At 58.3% G+C, this 18,048-nt stretch carries 13 protein-coding genes; 6 read left to right on the top strand and 7 right to left on the bottom strand.

Annotation, left to right across the window (positions count from 1 at the left end; all coding sequences use genetic code 11):
- Window positions 1–37: 37 nt before the first annotated feature.
- Window positions 38–1,447 (top strand): oxygen-independent coproporphyrinogen III oxidase, encoded by a 1,410-nt coding sequence (hemN, locus tag ACSSVV_RS03725; protein WP_014422464.1) that lies wholly within the window; start codon window positions 38–40, stop codon window positions 1,445–1,447.
- A gap of 76 nt (window positions 1,448–1,523) precedes the next feature.
- Here hemN and ACSSVV_RS03720 read toward each other — a convergent pair whose 3' ends face one another.
- A complete protein-coding gene (locus ACSSVV_RS03720; protein WP_454105587.1) occupies window positions 1,524–3,542 on the bottom strand; it encodes a methyl-accepting chemotaxis protein in 2,019 nt (672 codons plus the stop codon).
- A gap of 283 nt (window positions 3,543–3,825) precedes the next feature.
- Here ACSSVV_RS03720 and ubiU point away from each other — a divergent pair, with 283 nt between their 5' ends.
- Both ubiU and ACSSVV_RS03710 read left to right on the top strand, forming a co-directional pair.
- Window positions 3,826–4,821: a ubiquinone anaerobic biosynthesis protein UbiU gene (ubiU, locus tag ACSSVV_RS03715; RefSeq protein ID WP_222179378.1), complete on the top strand. Its 996-nt coding sequence runs from the start codon at window positions 3,826–3,828 to the stop codon at window positions 4,819–4,821.
- 13 nt (window positions 4,822–4,834) lie between these two features.
- Window positions 4,835–5,728 (top strand): U32 family peptidase, encoded by an 894-nt coding sequence (locus tag ACSSVV_RS03710; RefSeq protein WP_454105586.1) that lies wholly within the window; start codon window positions 4,835–4,837, stop codon window positions 5,726–5,728.
- A 41-nt stretch (window positions 5,729–5,769) separates the two neighbouring features.
- On the opposite strand, the gene ACSSVV_RS03705 is transcribed toward ACSSVV_RS03710, so the two are convergent.
- The 3 genes from ACSSVV_RS03705 to ACSSVV_RS03695 are packed head-to-tail and all read right to left on the bottom strand — an operon-like array spanning window position 5,770 to window position 10,803.
- Entirely contained in the window at window positions 5,770–8,862 is a 3,093-nt protein-coding gene (locus ACSSVV_RS03705; RefSeq protein WP_114434512.1) for an efflux RND transporter permease subunit, read from the bottom strand.
- Entirely contained in the window at window positions 8,859–10,181 is a 1,323-nt protein-coding gene (locus ACSSVV_RS03700) for an efflux RND transporter periplasmic adaptor subunit (RefSeq protein WP_114434513.1), read from the bottom strand. The genes ACSSVV_RS03705 and ACSSVV_RS03700 overlap by 4 nt, the downstream gene beginning before the upstream one ends.
- A complete protein-coding gene (locus ACSSVV_RS03695) occupies window positions 10,168–10,803 on the bottom strand; it encodes a TetR/AcrR family transcriptional regulator (RefSeq protein WP_114434514.1) in 636 nt (211 codons plus the stop codon). Before ACSSVV_RS03695 ends, ACSSVV_RS03700 begins: the two co-directional genes overlap by 14 nt.
- Before the next feature lie 202 nt (window positions 10,804–11,005).
- On the opposite strand from ACSSVV_RS03695, the gene ACSSVV_RS03690 reads away from it, so the two are divergent.
- From ACSSVV_RS03690 to ACSSVV_RS03680, 3 genes are all read left to right on the top strand, one after another.
- A complete protein-coding gene (locus tag ACSSVV_RS03690; RefSeq protein WP_454105585.1) occupies window positions 11,006–12,337 on the top strand; it encodes a ferredoxin reductase family protein in 1,332 nt (443 codons plus the stop codon).
- Between the two features lie 83 nt (window positions 12,338–12,420).
- Window positions 12,421–12,783, top strand: a complete 363-nt coding sequence (locus ACSSVV_RS03685) for a DUF488 domain-containing protein (RefSeq protein WP_011786534.1) — start codon at window positions 12,421–12,423, stop codon at window positions 12,781–12,783.
- 89 nt (window positions 12,784–12,872) lie between these two features.
- Window positions 12,873–14,861: a putative bifunctional diguanylate cyclase/phosphodiesterase gene (locus ACSSVV_RS03680; RefSeq protein WP_454105584.1), complete on the top strand. Its 1,989-nt coding sequence runs from the start codon at window positions 12,873–12,875 to the stop codon at window positions 14,859–14,861.
- On the opposite strand, the gene ubiT is transcribed toward ACSSVV_RS03680, so the two are convergent.
- The 3 genes from ubiT to ACSSVV_RS03665 all read right to left on the bottom strand — a co-directional run bounded on the left by ubiT (window position 14,836) and on the right by ACSSVV_RS03665 (window position 18,015).
- Complete coding sequence (gene ubiT, locus ACSSVV_RS03675) at window positions 14,836–15,381, bottom strand: ubiquinone anaerobic biosynthesis accessory factor UbiT (RefSeq protein ID WP_454105583.1); 546 nt, start codon at window positions 15,379–15,381, stop codon at window positions 14,836–14,838. The two genes, ACSSVV_RS03680 and ubiT, sit on opposite strands and share 26 nt — an antisense overlap.
- A gap of 89 nt (window positions 15,382–15,470) precedes the next feature.
- Entirely contained in the window at window positions 15,471–16,130 is a 660-nt protein-coding gene (gene narL, locus ACSSVV_RS03670) for a two-component system response regulator NarL (RefSeq protein ID WP_011786531.1), read from the bottom strand.
- A 28-nt stretch (window positions 16,131–16,158) separates the two neighbouring features.
- A complete protein-coding gene (locus ACSSVV_RS03665; protein ID WP_114434528.1) occupies window positions 16,159–18,015 on the bottom strand; it encodes a histidine kinase in 1,857 nt (618 codons plus the stop codon).
- Window positions 18,016–18,048: the final 33 nt, after the last annotated feature.

The raw sequence follows: 18,048 nt of genomic DNA, 5'->3' as shown, positions 1-18,048 counted from the left end.
CCGGCATGCCGATCCTATTCGACGTTAGAGTTTTACTATGGCTTCTGATACCGCTGCAGCAAACAATCTGCCCGCTTTCATCTGGGATGAGGCGCTCATCCGCCGTTATGATCTGAGCGGACCTCGCTACACATCCTATCCAACAGCGGTGGAGTTCACCCCGAACTATTCCATTGAAGACATGGTCAAGGCGGCTGGCCGCAGCAAGGCCGCTGGCGGGCCCATCTCGCTGTATACTCACCTGCCGTTCTGTGCGCACCTTTGCTACTACTGCGCCTGCAACAAGGTGATCACCAAGAAGCGCGACAAGGCCATGCCCTATGTGGAGCGGGTACTGAAAGAAGCGGCCATCCAGTCGAAACTGTTCGGTGCCGACCGCCCGGTCAAGCAACTGCACTGGGGTGGTGGTACACCTACCTTCCTGCCCAGAGATGTGATGCAACACCTGATGGCCGGTTACGGTGAGTTGTTTAACCTGCAGTCCGGCGACGATCGGGACTACAGTGTCGAAATCGATCCCCGGGAAGTGGACGAAGATACTCTGTCCACCCTCTGGGAGCTGGGTTTCAACCGTATCAGCCTGGGCGTACAGGATGTGAATCCGGAAGTGCAGAAGGCGGTGAACCGTATCCAGCCCCGGGACATGACTGAGTCGGTATTGAACGAAGCGCGCCGCATCGGCTTCCGCTCCATCAACCTGGATCTGATCTACGGCCTGCCGTACCAGACTCCGGAAAGCTTTGCCGAAACCCTGGAATCGGTGATCGAGATGTCGCCGGACCGGCTTTCGGTGTTCAGTTACGCGCATCTGCCGGACCGTTTCTATCCGCAAACACGGATTCAGGCCGATACACTGCCCAGTCCGCAGCAGAAACTGACGATTCTGCACAACACCATCAACCGTTTGCTGGAAGCTGGTTACGAATACATCGGCATGGACCACTTCGCCAAGCCGGACGACAGCCTGGCGGTAGCCCAGCGCGAAGGCCGCCTGCATCGGAACTTCCAGGGGTACACCACTCACTCGGATTGTGACCTGGTGTCCCTGGGTGTATCAGCCATTGGCCAGACCGACGATGCCTACTTCCAGAACAACCACGACCTGCCGTCCTGGGAGGCGTCCATCGATGCTGGCCAACTGGCGATTATTCGTGGCGTGGGCCTGACCCGCGACGACCGCATCCGACGCTGGGTGATCGGCCAGCTGATCTGCCAGTTCCGACTGGACCGCAAGCAGTTTGCCGAACAGTGGAATGAAGATTTTGACCGCTATTTCGCGGATGAAATGAACCGCCTGAAGCCGATGATCCAGGATGAGCTGATTGCGGATTGCGGTTCTTTGCTGCAGGTTCAGCCAGCCGGTCGCCTACTGATCCGGGCCATTTGCCAGATCTTCGATCTGTACCGCAAGGAAGGGGCGAGCCAGCGGTTCTCCAGAATTATCTGACTGGAGAACAATGAGCACAAACGCAAGAGGGCTGCCACATGGCAGCCCTCTTGCGTTGTCGTGGAGGGTTTTCTGATCAGGCCACTTTGAACTCATTGGCCAGATCCTGTAGCTGTCGGGCCAGCCGCGCCTGTTCCTGGGTGACCTCGGTGATTTCCTGGGAGCCGGTCAGGGTCAGGAGGGCAGCTTCGCTTACAGATTCCATATTACCCGCCAGTTCGCGCGTGACCGCAACCTGCTGTTCCGACGCAGTGGCAATCTGGGTCGCCATATCGGAAATGCTATTCACGTCCATCAGAATGTCAGCAAAGGTCTGTTCCATCTCCGAGGCTTGCGCGCTGGTCTGGTCGGCCAGTTTGTGGCTGGTGATAATTGAACGGCTGGCGTTGTCGGTGATGGTCTTGAAGCCGTTGATGATATCTTCGATCTGGGTAGTGGATTCATGGGTTTGCTGCGCCAGTGTGCGAACCTCATCCGCCACTACCGCAAAGCCTCGTCCGTGCTCGCCCGCCCGGGCGGCTTCGATCGCTGCATTCAACGCCAGCAGATTGGTCTGGTCGGCAACTTTCCGGATAACATCAACCACATCGCTGATGGTCGTGCTGCGTTGTTCCAGTTCTTCGATAACCTGGTTGACGTCCTGTACTGACTTCGCCAGTTCCCGGATCTGGGAGACACTGGTGTGCAGCACCTTCTCGCCGGTCTGGCTTTTCTCCATAGCCCGACTGGAGGCGTCCGCCACCTGCTGGGTGTTGTGAGAAATCTCCTCTGAGGTTGCCGACATTTCTTCGGTGGCAGCGGCCACTTGCTCAATCTGTTGTTGCTGGTTCTTGATCTGTGAGGAATTCTGGCCCGCGGTTGAGCTGGTTTCCTCGGTGGCTGTGGCCAGCTGTACGCTTGCCTTGTCGATTTGCAGCAAGGCCTCGCTAAAACGGCCAAACAGTTCATTGATTGCCTCGGCTATGGTGCCAGTCTCGTCCTTGCTGGAGACCGGAATCGCCTGCGACAGGTCCTTGTTGTCCATGGCGTTTCGAACACCTTCCAGCAGCTGATTCACCTGCTGATGAATGGCTCGAATAATCACGGTCATTAACAGAACCACCAGAACGATTGACGTCGCGGCAATGGCCGATGCCCAGATCAGATTGCTTCTGGCGGCAGTCACGCCAGCGGTGCCCAGTGCTTTAACCTGTGAGAGCATATCAGTGCGGATGCCGTTAATGGCCTGGATGCGGTTGGTAGAGGCTGAAAACCAGTCACTGGCTTCCAGGCCGTACATACCGGAAGGGCTGCTCAGAAGCATATCTCGCTGATCCAGCATTTTTCGGTGCTCGGCGGTTTCGGGAAATGACTCAATCCGACCACGGATATCCGAATCGGCGCTCAGCATGGTGATTGCGGTCTGGAAATACGCTTGCTGACGCCCTGACAGTGCCGCTATTTGTCCAACTGCAGGCACGTCGAAGTTGCCGCTGCGCACCAGTGACGCCCCTGCAGCCCGTTCACGGCCTGCCATTTCGGCAGCTTCGGCAAGGGCAAGGTAGGCATTGATCTGCCGGGCCAGCTCGGGCTCAGATGCCCGGCGCACCAGCAACGGAATACGGTTAAGGATTTCCATGATCAGGCTGGTGTAGCGGGCGCCGGATTCGGCACCAGACAACACCCGGTTATCAATATCCCTGCGCAGGCTGATTAGATTGCCAATGTCCCGCTGGAATTTGTCGACGCTTGCCTGAATGCTGCTGTCAAAGCGGGCTTCTTCAGTCAGTGCCTTGATTCCGTTCTGGTAGGCGCTCAGGTTCCTGTCGGTATTTTGTCTCTGGGATTGAAGATTGCGGGCTGCCTCGCGTTCGCCGTCAGAATCCGGGGCGCTGGAAATAAACACGGCCGAACGGCCCCGTTCTTTCTGCAATTCCTCAACCAGCGGATCCCCAAGCTCAGCCAGCCGAACCAAGGTATTGAGCTGTTGCATGCTGTCCAGGTCATCCATATTACGGGAGATGCTCTGGACCGCGAAAAATACAATGACCAGCAGCGCAGGCAGCACCAAAGTAATCAGCTTGCCTCGCATGGAGAGATTATTGATAAAAGTCATGGGAGGGCCTCGTCAGTGAGAATGGCGTCCATTGTGGGCAAGTGTAGCAGTTCAGACCATTGACGCCTTGGGGTAGCTGAGGGGGTAGATTTCCACATGTAAGTGCTTGTAATAAAAAGTTAAAGCAATGAGTTTTAGGCAGTTTTGGTTCAGGTAGGGGTTAATACGTAGAGTACTGCCAAAGGGGTATTTGACCGGTTTCGGTCAATCCGCTGACAAAGGTCAAGGTGGGCTAAGTCGCTGACCGGTAAGGTGCACGGCAACGTGCTCAGCGGAGAAAACCATGGAACTTGTATGCCCGGCTGGTAGCCTTCCCGCCCTTAAAACCGCCGTGGACAATGGAGCCGATGCGGTCTATTTCGGCTTCCGGGACAGTACCAACGCCCGCCAGTTTGCTGGCCTGAATTTTAACGACAAACGTGCAGCCGAGGGCATTGAGTACGCTCATTCAAAAGGCAGTCGTGTGTTCTGTGCCATCAATACCTATCCGCAACCGGATGGCTGGGAACACTGGAAAGCCGCGGTGGATCGTGCCGCCGGCCTTGGAGTGGATGCTATTATCCTGGCCGATATGGGACTGCTGGATTACGCTGCAAACAGGCACCCGGATATCCCCCGGCATTTGTCGGTTCAGGGTTCTGCCACCAGCCATGAGGCCCTGTCGTTCTACAAGGACAACTTCGATATCCGCCGGGCAGTGCTGCCGCGTGTGCTGTCTCTGGATCAGGTTCGGGGTGTGGCCAAGCATAGCCCAGTGGAGCTGGAAGTTTTTGCCTTCGGCAGCCTGTGCATTATGGCGGAGGGTCGCTGCTACCTGTCTTCTTACCTCACGGATGAATCCCCCAACACCCGGGGTGCCTGTTCACCGGCCAAGGCGGTGCGTTGGCAGGAAACCTCTCAGGGGCTGGAATCCCGCCTGAATGAAGTGCTCATTGATCGCTATGGCCCCGGTGAATCTGCCGGTTACCCGACCCTGTGCAAGGGCCGGTTTGAAGTGGAGGGCAGCGTGTACCATGCCATCGAAGAGCCGGTAAGCCTGAATACCATGGATCTTCTGCCGGAATTGAAGGGGCTGGGTATCAGCGCAGTAAAAATCGAGGGCCGCCAGCGCAGCCCGGCCTACATTGCAGATGTTGCCCGAACCTGGCGCCAGGCCCTGGACCGGGTTCAGACCACCCCTGACAGCTTTGCTGTAGACAGTGCCTGGAATAGCACTCTCGCCGGTCTTTCCGAGGGTGGCCTGACCACCATCGGGGCCTACCATCGCAAGTGGAAATAAGGTTTTGCCCGCTATGATGAAACTCTCTCTTGGCCCGATTCTGTGGTTCTGGACCAAGCAGTCCGTATTCGATTTCTACGCTAACGCTGCGGAGTGGCCAGTAGATACCATCTATCTTGGCGAAGTGGTGTGCTCCCGCCGACGCGAACTGAAGCCCGATGACTGGCTGGACCTGGCCCGGGACCTCAAAGCCTGCGGCAAGAACGTGGTGCTCTCCACACTCACACTGATCGAGTCTGAAGCGGATCTGCGGCGTCTGCGCCGGTTCTGTGAACAGGATGAATTCCTGGTGGAAGCGAACGACCAGAGCGCCCTGCAGGTGGCGATCCGCAACAAGATTCCGTTTATCACCGGCCCGTCCATGAACATCTACAACACGGCTACCCTGAAGATCCTCGCCAGACAGGGGCTGCAGGGCTGGAACCTGCCGGTAGAACTGGGCAAAGAGACCCTGGAGCAGCTGATCCGTGAACTGAAGGACGAAGGCCTGGAACTGCCCGCCGAGGTATTCTCCTGGGGCTTCCTGCCATTGGCCTGGTCGTCTCGCTGTTTTACTGCCCGTCATTACAACCTGCCTAAAGACAACTGCGAATTCCGTTGCCTGGAGCATCCAGATGGCATGGAACTGCGTTCCCGGGAAAGCCAGGAACTGTTCCGCATCAACGGTATATCCACTCTCTCTGGCTCCCGCTACGACCTGATGCGGGAGCTGCCCGATATGGAGCGAATGGGCGTGAGTACCGTGCGACTGAGTCCGGAGCATCAAGGTATGGATGAGGTGGTCAAACGCTTTGATCAGGTACGCCGGGGGGAAGTGCCGGTCGCCGACCCGCTGCAGCTGGTAGAGGCGCCACCCTGCAACGGGTACTGGTATGGCAAGCCGGGGATGGATCTGGTGGGTGTATGAACAATCGCAAAAGGCCGGGGCATTGAACCCGGCCTTTTGCGTCAGGACCCGTTATTCCGGGCCCAGCCCAGATCCTCAAGAATGGCATAGAGCGCTGGCAAGGCCACCAGGATCAGCACGGTGGACACCAGCAGGCCGAACACCACCGAGATCACCAGCGGAATGACCGCCATGGCCTGGGTGCTGGTTTCCGCCAGCAGCGGCAGCATGCCAGCCACCGTCGTGCTGGTGGTAATCAGGATGGCCCTGAAGCGGGCCCGGCTCGCGGCACCGGCAGCTTCCTGTGCGCTCATGCCCTGTTCCCGGTAGCTCTTGATGAACTGCACCAGCAGGATGGCGTTATTCACCACAATCCCGGCCAGTGACGCGGCACCAATCAATGACGGCATGGACAGGTTGTAGCCCATCAGCAGGTGGCCCCAGACGGCACCCATAAAGGCTACCGGGATGGCCAGCATCACGATGACCGGCTCCAGGTAACTACGGAACTGGAACGACAGAATCAGGAAGATCCCCAGCAGGCCGATCAGCAAGCCCCGGGCGATGGACTGGCCGGTTTCCCGGGAGCGGGCGGTCTGGCCTTCTACCTGCAGGGTGATTTCCGGCCATTGCTCCTGAAGTTTCGGGAATACCTGGCTCTGCAAATCCGCCACGATGGCATCGGCGTTGGTCGTCCGGCCGTTCACATCGGCAGACACGGTGACCGTGCGCAGGCCGTCAATCCGGGTCACCTGCGCCCACTGGCGTTCCTCGGTTATATCGGCCACCTCCCGCAGGGGCACCATCTGGCCCTTGCCGGTGGTGATCACGGTGTCTTCCAGGAACTGGCGGGTGTTGCGTTCGGCGCTGGTCTGGCGCACCAGGATTTCGATGTGCTGATCACCAATCTGCACCGTATCCACAATATCCCCGAGCAGCCCGGTTCGGATCTGGCTGGCCACGTCGGATGCCGTCAATCCGAGCGACAGGGCGCGGTCGTTCAGCGACAGTGTGCGCTGGGGCTTGCCGGGGCGAAGATCATCCAGCACGTTGAAGGTACCGTTATAAAGGGCAACTTCGTCGCTCAGATACCGGGCCGCGGCCTTCAGCTCATTCAGGTCAGTACCCTGCAGGCGCACTTCAATGGGGATGCCCGCGGGGCCGAAACCGGGTTCCTGGATATTGAGGGCGATCAGGCCGGGGATATCTCCGATCTCTTCATACCAGCGGTCGGTGAGGGTAGCCAGATCCACGGTGCGCAGCTCCGCCGTCAGCAAATCGGCCATCACCGTGGCCACGTGGGCACCTTTCTCACCGGCGCCGGCGTGCTGGTTGAAGCGGGTCTGGATGTTTTGCACCAGCGCTTGCTGGTCGGGCTGGTCTGGCGTGTATTCCTCGTTGAGCCGGAGCATAGCTGAGGTGATGCGCTCGGTAATGGCCTGAGTCTGGTGCAGGGGCGTGCCCTGGGGCATCAGCACCCGGGCTTCCAGCACGTCGCCGTCGATTTCCGGCATGGCTTCCATGCGCACATGACCGCCGGCTATCAGCCCCACGGAGCCAAGAAGTATCAGCAGCATGCCTGCCAGCACGCCGTAGCGGAAACGGATAGCCCCGTCGGCCAGTTGCCCCACTTTCTCCCGGGTTTTTTCAAAGCTGTTGTCGAAGGCGGAGCGAAAGCGGGAAGGCGCTTTCTTGCGCTTTTTGCCAAGGCCGCTTTTCAGGTGGTGAGGCAATATCCAGAAGGCTTCGATCAGTGAGGCGGCCAGTGCCGCAATCAGCACCACCGGCAGCACCTCCAGTACAGCTCCCAACTCCCCGGCCAGAAAGGCCAGGGGGATAAATACGGACACCGTGGTCAGGAAGGAGGACAGCACCCCGGGCAGAATCTCCCGGGTTCCTTTGGCGGCCGCCTCCAGCGGGCTGTTGCCGTCGGCGTGCCACTGGGCAATGTTGTCGGTGATCACCACCGAATCGTCCATCACAATACCGATGGCCATTAGCAGGGCCACCAGGGTGATCATGTTCAGGGACAGGCCGGTGAGAACCATCACCACAAAGGCACCGGCAAACGCAGCCGGCAGCCCGAACAGCGACCAGAAGGCAAGGCGGGGGCGGAAAAACAGGGCCATCACCAGGCCTACCAGCAGCAAACCGGTGATGCCGTTGCCCACCAGCATTTGCAGGCGGTCTTCGACGATGGAGGTCATGTTCTGGGTGATTTTCAGCTCAACATCGCCGCCATGGCTGGCCTTTTCCTCGTCGACAAAAGCCTGAAGGGAATCCATCACCCGCAGGGCATCATCATGGCGGTTTTTGTGGATCTCCAGAACGATGGCGCGCTGGCCGTTGAAATCCACCCGCTCCTCTTCCCGTTCGTGGGCCTCGGTGATGGTGGCAATGTCGCCCAGTGTCAGCACAGCGCCGGCTGCTCCGCCGATCACTGGCAGATCGGCCAGGGCCTGTAATGAACGGCGTTCATCCACAAACCGCAGCTGAATCTCCTGGCTGTCAGTCTCGATGGTGCCCAGGGGCATGTCCAGGTTCTGGCTGTTGATGGCCCGGGCAATATCCCGCACGCCCAGGCCGTACTGGCGCAGTAAGTCCCGGGCGACTTCGATGTGCCACTGGCGCTGGGACAGGCCCACGGGAATCACATCGGCCACGCCGTCCATGGCAAACAAACGGTCTTCCAGCTGGTTGGTGTAAGCCTCCAGGTGGGAAAAGCTCATAGGCCCGTATATGGCAATGGCGGCTACAAGGCTGGTGCGGTACAACTCTCGGATTATGGGTTTTTCTGCTTCTTCGGGCAGGTCGGTCAGGGCTTCGATTTCGGTGCGGATATCATCCAGAAACCGGCCCATATCACCCTGTGGTGCCATGCTGGCGATGGTCTGGGCCTGGTTATCCCGGGCGGTGCAGGAAATCTCCTTCATGTAATCCACCCGTTGCAGCGCTTCACCCAGTCGCTGACAGATGGCTTCTTCCACATCCGCTGCGGTGGCCCCCCGGTATTCCATGGTGATGCTGACTTCCGGCGGCAGGTAGTCCGGAAAGGTTTCCCGGGCCAGGTTGGGGGCGGCGAACAGGCCCACGGCTAGGATCAGGATCAGCAACAGGTTGCCCGCCGTAGGGTGGCCAGCAAACCAGCGGATCATGGCTGATCTCCCGGAGCCAGCAGGGTGCCGGCGATGGCGGGAACCAGGTCATCCAGAACCAGCCGGTCTCCCGGTGCCAGTCCGTCATCGATAATGGCATCTTCACCTTGTTGCCAGGCGACAGACACGGGCCGACGCTGCAGGCGGTTGTGCTCGTCGGCAAGGTAGACCACACCCTGATGCACCGCGCTGGCCGGGATGACGATGACGGGCTCGGGAGTCTGCGCGGTAATGCTGGCCTGCACGAACATGTTGCGAACCAGGGGCGGGCGCGCCGGTGGGTTGGCGTTGCGGTAGGGTTCGTCTACAGAAATAACAGCCTGGACTGTGCGAGTGGCCGGGTCCAGGCTGCTGGTGACCCGGGTGAGTTTGCCCGGCCAGTTGGCATCCGGCACGTTGGTGGGGGTTACCCGGATATCGAGTTCGCCCAAGGGCAATTGATCATGAAAGTCGGTGAAGTGGTTGGTGGAACCCGTTTCTGGCAGGCTGCCCCCGGACAACTGCGACAGCACCCGGCGCAGTTCCGCCACTTCCAGCTGCACAGTGGCTTCGGCGCGGGTGATATCGTCGGCAATAAACAGTGTCTGCCCGGGGCTGACATGCTGGCCGGTGTCGACGTTGGCCTGGTGTACCCGCAGATCCCAGGGCGCTTCAAAGCGGGTGTCTTCCAGGTCTTCCCGGGCACTGGCCAGGGAAGATTCCGCTCGGGCCTTGCGGGCCTGCAGGGTGTCACGTCGGACCGGAACCAGGTTCAGCTGGTTGCGCAGGGACTGGACCGCCTGCTCCTGTTGCAAGGTGGCCCGTTGCTGCTCGTCGTACCGGGTTTGCGACAGGGCGCCCCGCGCCACCAGGGTTTCTGCCCGGTCCAGCTCCCGACGGGCCAGTGTCAACCGGCGTTCTTCCAGCTTCAGTAACTCGCCGGTATTGAGTTCTTCCTGCTCAAGCTGTCGCAGTTCCGCTTCAATGCCTGTCAGGTCCGCCCTGGCGGAAGCTTCGGCCAGCTCGTAACGGGTAGGGTCGATTTCAAGCAGCCGCGTGCCCTCTGGGATCATATTGCCGCTCTCCAGATCCGGGTGTTTCCAGATAACCCGGCCACCCACGTTGGCCACCGCATTCCAGCTTCGGGCCGGCAGCACCTGACCATAGCCGCGGGCTTCGGTACGGAACTTACGGGGAGTGATTTCCATAATCCGCACCGGCGTCGCAGTTGCTTGAGCCTCGACCCTTTCCGGGGGTTGTTTCAGCTTTACCATGATGACCACAAAGGCAATGCCGGCAATCAGGGCCAGCGCCAGCGTCAGTTTATTATTCCGGGTCATTGCTCATCTCCTGAAAACTGGCGCTGTAAAGTTTGAAAATTCGTGGGGCAGTCTGCTCAAGCGTCGCAATCTCTCCGCTGACCATTGCCTGAACCACCAGCCCCTGAATGGCGCCGAGGTACAACACCGCCGCCGCGTCGGTATCGATACCGGCGGCTATGCGCCCCTGTTCGATGCCTAGCTTCAGTAAACCGACCACCTTTTTGCGGTAGCGGGCAAGGGTCTGACGGACGATGGTTTTGGCCGGGCCGTTGCCGGGTTTTTGCAGCTCACCCAGCATCAGGCGGGGAATGCCCGGGTGCCGGGCGATAAACCCCACATGGGCAAGGAACATGGCTTCCAGGGCCTGGTCGGCGTGCTCGTGCCGGTCCGCCTCCCGGAACACCTGGCTGGTCAGTTGCTCCGAGACCCAGCCTGCCACGGATTCCCACAACCGGTTCTTGTTCGGAAAATGCTTGAACAGCGCCCCCTGCGAAAGCCCCACTTCATCGGCAATCCGGGCGGTGGTCAGGGTGGCCGGGTCCTGCTCGGCACAGAGCTGAACAACCGCCTCGATGGTGGCGGACTGGCGCAGTTCGGTGCTTTGGTAGGTGCGTTTATCGGGCGCTTTTGTGGTTGCCATTGGAGTTTACCTGAAGGAAAGTAATCAATTGCTTTATTCTGGTAGCTGAATGCCAATTACGCAAGAAGCACGGTGAACGAGCCGTGCCTCGAGGAGTAGGTAAAAGCCGTGTAAAGGTCCCGGGGTTTGATTTACCTCAAGCGTTACGATCGGTGGTAAGCGTAGTTTGCTATTTGTTGATGGCGACGCAGAGGAAATTGTCATGTCGCGTATTCCGTTGTTTTTCTGGGGGCTGGTTGCAGTCGTCAGTGGTGTCTGGTTCGCAGCCGATAGCCTTTGGGTGAGTCCGTTTGCTTACTTCCCTTTCCGGTCGGTGTTTGTGCAGTATTCCGGCATCCTGGCGGTGGTCATGATGGCGGTGGCCCTGGTATTGGCACTGCGTCTCCGGGTTCTGGAGCGTTGGGTTGGTGGTCTCGACAAGGTGTACCGGCTGCACAAATGGCTGGGCATTGGTTCACTGGTGCTGGCTACGTTGCATTGGTGGTGGGCCAAGGGCACCAAGTGGATGGTGGGCTGGGGCTGGTTGGAGAAGCCGGCCGGCAAAGCGGCCGGACAGCAACTTACCGGCCTGGAAGCCTGGTTCAGGGGGCAGCGGGGGCTGGCAGAAACCCTGGGAGAATGGGCTTTCTACGCCGCGGCCGTATTGATTGTGCTGGCATTGGTAAAAGCCTTTCCTTACCACCTGTTTCGTAAAACACACAAACTGCTGGCGGTGGCTTTTCTGCCTCTGGCCTGGCACAGCTTTATCCTGATGAAGTTTGATTATTGGGCGGCGCCGATTGGCTGGCTGACCCAGTTCGCTGTTGTCGCCGGCAGTATCGCAGCGGTTTTACTGCTGCTTGGCTGGCCGGGTAAGGTCCGGAAGGTGCCGGGGGAGGTGGTTTCGGTAACCCGATATCCGGAGCTGAGAGTTTTCGAGTTTCTGGTGAGGGTCGACCAGGGCTGGTCCGTCCATAACCCCGGGCAGTTCGCCTTTATTACGTCGGATGCTGCGGAGGGCCCTCACCCTTATACCATTGCTTCAGACTGGAACCCGGAAACCCGATGTCTGAAATTCGTGGTCAAGGAACTGGGGGACCATACCCGCCGGGCCAGCCACCGGATCTGCGAGGGCATGCCGGTTACACTGGAGGGGCCCTATGGCGGTTTTGATTTTGAAGATGATTGCCGCACTCAGATCTGGGTAGGCGCGGGCATCGGCATTACTCCGTTTATTGCCCGGATGGGGCGCCTGGCCAGCAAACCGGATAATCGTACTATCTACCTGTTCCACCCCACTGCCGATGTCAGCGAGGAGGCTCTGACAAAGCTGCGGGCGGATGCCGAAGCCGCGGGCGTTAACCTGGTTATTCGATGCAGTCGTACCGAAGGCCGACTGACACCGGAGGAAATTCGCGATGCGGTGCCGGATTGGCAAGGCGCCAGCCTGTGGTTCTGCGGCCCGGTGGGCATGGCCCGGACCCTGTTCAACGAATTCCGCAGATGGGGCCTGCCTGCCCGGCGGATGCATCGGGAGTTTTTTGAGATGCGGTAAATGCGTTATGTCATGGCGGGTTTTGAATTCATAAGGGGTGAAGGCTAGGCTCAAGGACACCATTAGCCGGTTGGGAGGTTTCTATGGATATCCGCCTGAAACGAGCCTACGACCACGCTGCCCGCTCAGATGGCCCGCGTATTCTGGTGGATCGCATCTGGCCCAGGGGCGTTGCCAAAGAAGACGCAGACATTGCCCATTGGCTGAAAGGGCTTGCGCCATCTTCAGAATTGCGGAAGTGGTTCGGCCATGACCCGGACAGATGGCCCGGGTTTCGAGACCGCTACTTCAAAGAGCTCAAGTCTGATGGGGCCGCAGAGGACCTGGATTTGTTCCGGCAGATCCTCAAGGAGCACAAACGCGTCACGCTGGTATTTGCCGCCAAAGATACCGACCATAATAATGCGGTGGCGTTGCGGGATTTTGCGTTGAGCGACCAGCTCTGAGACAGCTCCGCTCTCTGATTTAAAACAACTACATTTATTGGCAGTTGAACTATGCTCAAGACGGTGGTTGCCGTTTTGGGAGTCCTTCTGTGACCAATAATGTGCCGAGTGAGTTCGAAATCTTTCCCTGGAACCGGAATTTCGAAACCGGCATTGATGATATTGATCAACAGCATAAGGTGCTGGTTAACATCCTTAATCGGCTGGCTTGGCACTTTGCATCGGACACCTCGGAGTTAACATCCGATCAGATACTGGACGAGCTGCTTTCCTATGCGGCGTTTCACTTTAAATTTGAGGAAGCCATCTGGAACAAGGCTCTCAGCGAAGATGAGATGGCGAGAAATCACCATGATGCACACCAGATGTTCTTTGTGCAGGTTGAGGAGCTGCGCAACAGTCGCGAACCTCAGGAAGAGGTGTTGACCCGGCTGTTTGACTTTCTCACACGCTGGTTAGCCTTCCATATTCTCGAGTCTGATCGCCGAATGGCGCTAACGGTTGAACTGGTTCAGCAAGGTCTGGGGCTGAGTGAGGCCAGGAACCGAGTCGATTCAGAACTGAGCGGTTCCGCCTCGGTGCTGGTCAATGCGCTGTTGGAGATCTACGGAAAACTGTCATCAAGCACGATTCAGTTGATGCGGGAGAAAATGGCTCGCTTGAGGGCAGAGGATGAGCTTTCCCGAATCCAGCATGAAAGGCTTCATCAGGCATTGGAAGAACAGGCCCTTGAGTATCAGCAACATCTGGAGACCCTCGCTTATACCGATGCCTTGACCGGCCTCTGGAACCGCAATGGCATCGTTCGCCGAGTCCGGGAATATCTGGGCGAAGAAGTAAGACCTGAGAACTCGGCAGCCCTGGTGTCTATTGATCTTGATAACTTCAAGGATCTCAACGACTGTCTCGGTGAAGATGCCGCGGATCGACTGCTTGGCCTGTTGTCTCGACGGTGGCTGGATGCGATCCCTGCGGATGCTTGTCTGGCGCGAACGGGCGGGGATGAGTTTGCGTTGTTGCTGCCGGATGCAAACCACGCCGAGTCGCGGCTGGAAGCTCTGCGTTTGACAGCCAGGCAGCCCTTTGAACTGGACGGAGTTGAAGTTTCTGCAGGATTTACCGCTGGTGTCGTTCTGTTTCCAGATGGCGCCGTTGAGGACGCGGACATATTGTTGCGGCAGGCAGATAACACCCTGTATCGGGCGAAACATGAGATGCGCAGTGGCTGGCTTTATCTTGATGCCGGTGAGCGGAGTCAGTATCGAGCCCGTCAGTTGTTACTGGAGGATATCCGCAGGGGGCTCAACCAGGATGAGTTCCGGCTTTATTATCAGCCCAAGGTTAACCTTCGAACTGGTGAGGTTCTTGGTTTGGAAGCCTTGATCCGGTGGCAACACCCCCGGAAAGGACTACTTTCTCCGATCCACTTTCTGCCCGCCATTGAGCACCACACGCTCAATATTCAGGTGGGTGAATGGGTTCTGAGAGAATCGCTTCGGCAGTTACAGTGTTGGGATGAACAGGGAGCCAACCTGAATGTCAGCGTAAATATTGCGGCCAACCATCTTCAGTCTGATAACTTTACGGGGAGCCTGAGTCAGATTCTTGCTGGATTTCCCGATGTTGATCCCGCTCGGCTTGATCTGGAAATACTGGAGACGGCAGCGCTCGGGGAATTGGATAAAGCGGTCAAGATGATCAACGATTGTCGACAGCTTGGCGTGACCTTCTCCCTGGACGACTTCGGTACCGGCTATTCATCGTTGTCCTATCTCAAGCGCCTCCCGGTTAATACCCTGAAGGTTGACCGGGAGTTTGTATCCGGCATTGAAGATAACAGTGAAAACCTGTCGATTCTTCAGGGGGTGATCGGTCTATCGCGGGTTTTCGGGAAGCAGGTGGTTGCGGAGGGCGTGGAAAGTGTCAGGCAAGGTGAGATTCTGCTGAGCCTCGGGTGCGAGTGCGCCCAGGGGTTTGCCATGTCTCCGCCCATTGAAGCCACCCGGATTCCTGCCTGGGTTACCAACTGGCAAACCTTCCCGGAGTGGGCGCTTACCAGGGCTTCAGAAAATCCCTGAGTCGCAGGTGCCAGTCCAGGCTGTCGAGCAGGTTTTTCAGGGCCAGCCCCAGTTCAGTATCCCCCTCGATAACCAGCCGGCGCTGGAAGAACAACTGATCGGGGTCTTGCTTTCGCTCCGCCAATGTACGGAATGCACCAACGGACCCCCGGATGGTGGCTTCACCGGGTCCGTTCAGCACCCGCAGGCGCCCGGCCCAGTAACCGAGGGTGATGCCTGGTTGGCCGCCGTTGATTTCGAGGCGGATACGGCGGCCTTCGAAATCGTCGAACTCACCTTCTGCAATGGCATCCGAGAATAGCCGGTTGAGGGGCGCTTCGGCTGCCAGTTGTTTCAGGGGGAGGGGGATTCGCTGATCAATGCCGTTCAGGAGCGGCACCGGTGACGGGGCATACTCCCGGATGACGGCTAGGGTCTGGTCCGCAAGCGGATTGTGCTGGAGTTGACTGCTCAGGCGTTGCAGCTGCGCGAACCCGGGTGGTGTGGGCAATTTGCCGAAACTGGGCATGGTGGGCAGCATGGCAGGCTCTCCTGGAATCATTGAACAGATCGGGAGAGCCTACCTCAAACCGTACAAAACGGAGTTGATATAACTCAGGCGAATGCCAGTCAGCCCTTGTGCAGGCCTTCCTCGACCGCCCAGACGGCCACTTCCACCCGCGAGCGCAGGTTCAGTTTTTTCAGCAGATGTTTGACGTGAACTTTGACAGTGCCGTCACTGATGTCGAGTTTTCGCCCGATCATCTTGTTGGACAGGCCTTCGGCAATCAGCCGGAGGATGTCTTTCTCCCGCGGCGTCAAGCTGTCGAAGTCGGGACGGCTGGTCTGCTGCGGTTTGTTGGAACGCAGGGCTTCGGCCAGCAGGGTGGTGAGGCGGTCGCTGATTACCATCTTGCCTACGGCAGCCTGATGCAACTGGGCGATCATGTCTTCCGGCTCCATGTCCTTGAGCAGGTAACCGTCGGCGCCCGCACGCAGTGCCGCAACCACATCGTCTTCCTGGTCGGAGACGGTGAACATCACAATGCGGGAACTGACATTCTGTTCCCTGAGCTTTCTCAGGGCTTCGATACCATCCATTTCCGGCATGTTCAGGTCCATCAGGATCAGGTCCGGCTCCAGCTCGGTGGCCAGACGGATGCCATCGGCGGCATTGCTGGCTTCGCCAATCACTTCCATGTCGTCTTCCATGCCGATCAGCTGTTTGATGCCCTGGCGCAGCAGCGGGTGGTCGTCGATCAACAGAATGCTTGCGGGTGTCTCAGACATTGTTTCTCTCTTTTGTCCTGCGCTCGGCTCAGGCCGGCGAAGTTTCCGTTGGAATCAGATTGCGGCTCTTGGGTACGAATGTTAGCGCGACTTCCACGCCGCCTTCATCCCTGTTTCTCACATTAACCTTGCCGCCGAGTGTGCGGGCACGGTCCTGCATAATAATCAGGCCATAGTGGTTCACGGGCTGGTCGCCACCGGGCAGGCCTTTACCATTGTCCTGTATGCTGGCCCGCACCTGTGGTGAATCGAACAGAACTTTCACGACGATGTCGGTGGCATCGGCGTGTTTGACGGCATTGGCCAGCCCTTCACGAATGATTTGCAGGGTGTGGATTTCTTCATTTGGCGACAGCGTCTGCGGCGGCAGGTTGTATTCGAACTCTACAGGTTTCCCGAGTCGCTCCGAGAATTCGTCGATGGTTTTGCGCAGGGCAGTCGCCAGATCCGGCGTATCCAGTTTCAGCCGGAAGGTGGCCAGCAGTTCCCGCAACTGGCGGTAGGCGCTGTTCAGGCCGGTACTCAGTTCATCCAGGATGTCGTCGTGGATGGGCTTCTGCTCGCCATCGATGTTCAGCCGGCGCAAACGGGTCACCTGCATTTTCAGGTACGAGAGCGATTGTGCCAGGGAATCGTGCAGCTCCCGGGCAATCACCGTGCGTTCTTCTGCCAGCGTCAGCTGTTGTTCTTCGGTGATCTGTTTTTCCAGGAAAATGGCAGTTGCCAGCTGGTCGGTCAGGGTTTCCAGCAGGCGGCGAGAGGTCTCCGGTAATCCTTTCTCAGCCGGATACCAGACCTCCAGTGTGCCCAGCAACTGCCCGGGAGTGCGGATGGGCAGCAACAGCCGCCGGCCGTCATTATTTTCCAGCGGCATCTCATCGTAGACCTCGGGGGTTACCAGGCAGGCATTGCAATGGTGATCCCGGCAATAGAAGGGGCGTTTGGGTGTGGCGGTGGTAATGGCCTCCACCGGTTCTGCCGATTCCTTGTCATGCAGGAACAGGCGGATGGGGCCGATGCCCAGCAGTTGCTCCAGATCCTGCAGCATCGGGATGGCGCCACTGCAAAGATCATGATTGGCGAACAGCCCTCGGCTGGCGGAGTGCATTACTTGCAGAGCCGCGTGGCTGATTTCAAGTTCTTCGGTTTTCTGCCGGGCCCGGCTTTCAAGCTCGTAGTAGGTCAGCGCCAGTTCACTGGTCATCTGGTCGAAGGCCTGGCCCAGTTGTGCCAGTTCATCGGAACCTTTGAGGTTGGCTTTGTGGGTGAAATCCTGCTCGCCCACGGCAGTAGCGATGCCCACCAGTTTCCGCAGCGGCCGGAGAATCCGGTTTTTGAGGTCCAGAAACAGGGCGAGAACAATCAACACCGAGAACACCATACTGATGATCTGGATAAGGTGCAGCAGATCGATGCGGGCTTCAGTGCGTTGCTCCAACATGGAGACCAGTCGATCTACTTCTCCGGTGTATTCCTCCACTGCCGCGATCATCTCGGCGGATAGGGGTGAGCCGGTTTGGTGGCTTTCCAGTGACGGTCTGAGCTGATTGGCCCAGCCGTATTCCACGGTTTTGTATTGCTCCACAAGTGGGTGGTCATCTGTTCGGGGGATGGAGCGGATGATGGCGGGATCCCTGAGCCTGTCCTCATATTCTTCGATGCGTTGATCAAGGGCGCCAGTGCTGTCCCGGGGATCGTCCGTGGCCGATCTTGCCGCCAGTTGAAAGGCTCCCATTCGCAGAGAACCGGCAAGGTTGATAGCAGTAGCATTGCCCTCAATGCTGTTGGACACAGCCAGAGTAGTGGCCATGCTGACAATGGCAGTCAGCACGATGGCGCCGATAACAACAGCCAGTCGATTTACTAGCGGGCTTCTGGAGGTCATGGATAGCTTCAAGGCTCAAGGAATGTGGATAGT

The sequence above is a fragment of the Marinobacter sp. MBR-105 genome, from assembly GCF_053628895.1.
The sequence above is the reverse complement of the archived record's forward strand: the minus strand, read 5'-3'. Positions and strand labels throughout refer to the sequence as shown.

Coding starts and splice junctions, on each gene's coding strand:
- hemN (WP_014422464.1), top strand. CDS start 38: ATGGCTTCTGATACCGCTGCAGCAAACAATCTGCCCGCTTTCATCTGG.
- ACSSVV_RS03720 (WP_454105587.1), bottom strand. CDS start 3,542: ATGACTTTTATCAATAATCTCTCCATGCGAGGCAAGCTGATTACTTTG.
- ubiU (WP_222179378.1), top strand. CDS start 3,826: ATGGAACTTGTATGCCCGGCTGGTAGCCTTCCCGCCCTTAAAACCGCC.
- ACSSVV_RS03710 (WP_454105586.1), top strand. CDS start 4,835: ATGATGAAACTCTCTCTTGGCCCGATTCTGTGGTTCTGGACCAAGCAG.
- ACSSVV_RS03705 (WP_114434512.1), bottom strand. CDS start 8,862: ATGATCCGCTGGTTTGCTGGCCACCCTACGGCGGGCAACCTGTTGCTG.
- ACSSVV_RS03700 (WP_114434513.1), bottom strand. CDS start 10,181: ATGACCCGGAATAATAAACTGACGCTGGCGCTGGCCCTGATTGCCGGC.
- ACSSVV_RS03695 (WP_114434514.1), bottom strand. CDS start 10,803: ATGGCAACCACAAAAGCGCCCGATAAACGCACCTACCAAAGCACCGAA.
- ACSSVV_RS03690 (WP_454105585.1), top strand. CDS start 11,006: ATGTCGCGTATTCCGTTGTTTTTCTGGGGGCTGGTTGCAGTCGTCAGT.
- ACSSVV_RS03685 (WP_011786534.1), top strand. CDS start 12,421: ATGGATATCCGCCTGAAACGAGCCTACGACCACGCTGCCCGCTCAGAT.
- ubiT (WP_454105583.1), bottom strand. CDS start 15,381: ATGCTGCCCACCATGCCCAGTTTCGGCAAATTGCCCACACCACCCGGG.
- narL (WP_011786531.1), bottom strand. CDS start 16,130: ATGTCTGAGACACCCGCAAGCATTCTGTTGATCGACGACCACCCGCTG.
- ACSSVV_RS03665 (WP_114434528.1), bottom strand. CDS start 18,015: ATGACCTCCAGAAGCCCGCTAGTAAATCGACTGGCTGTTGTTATCGGC.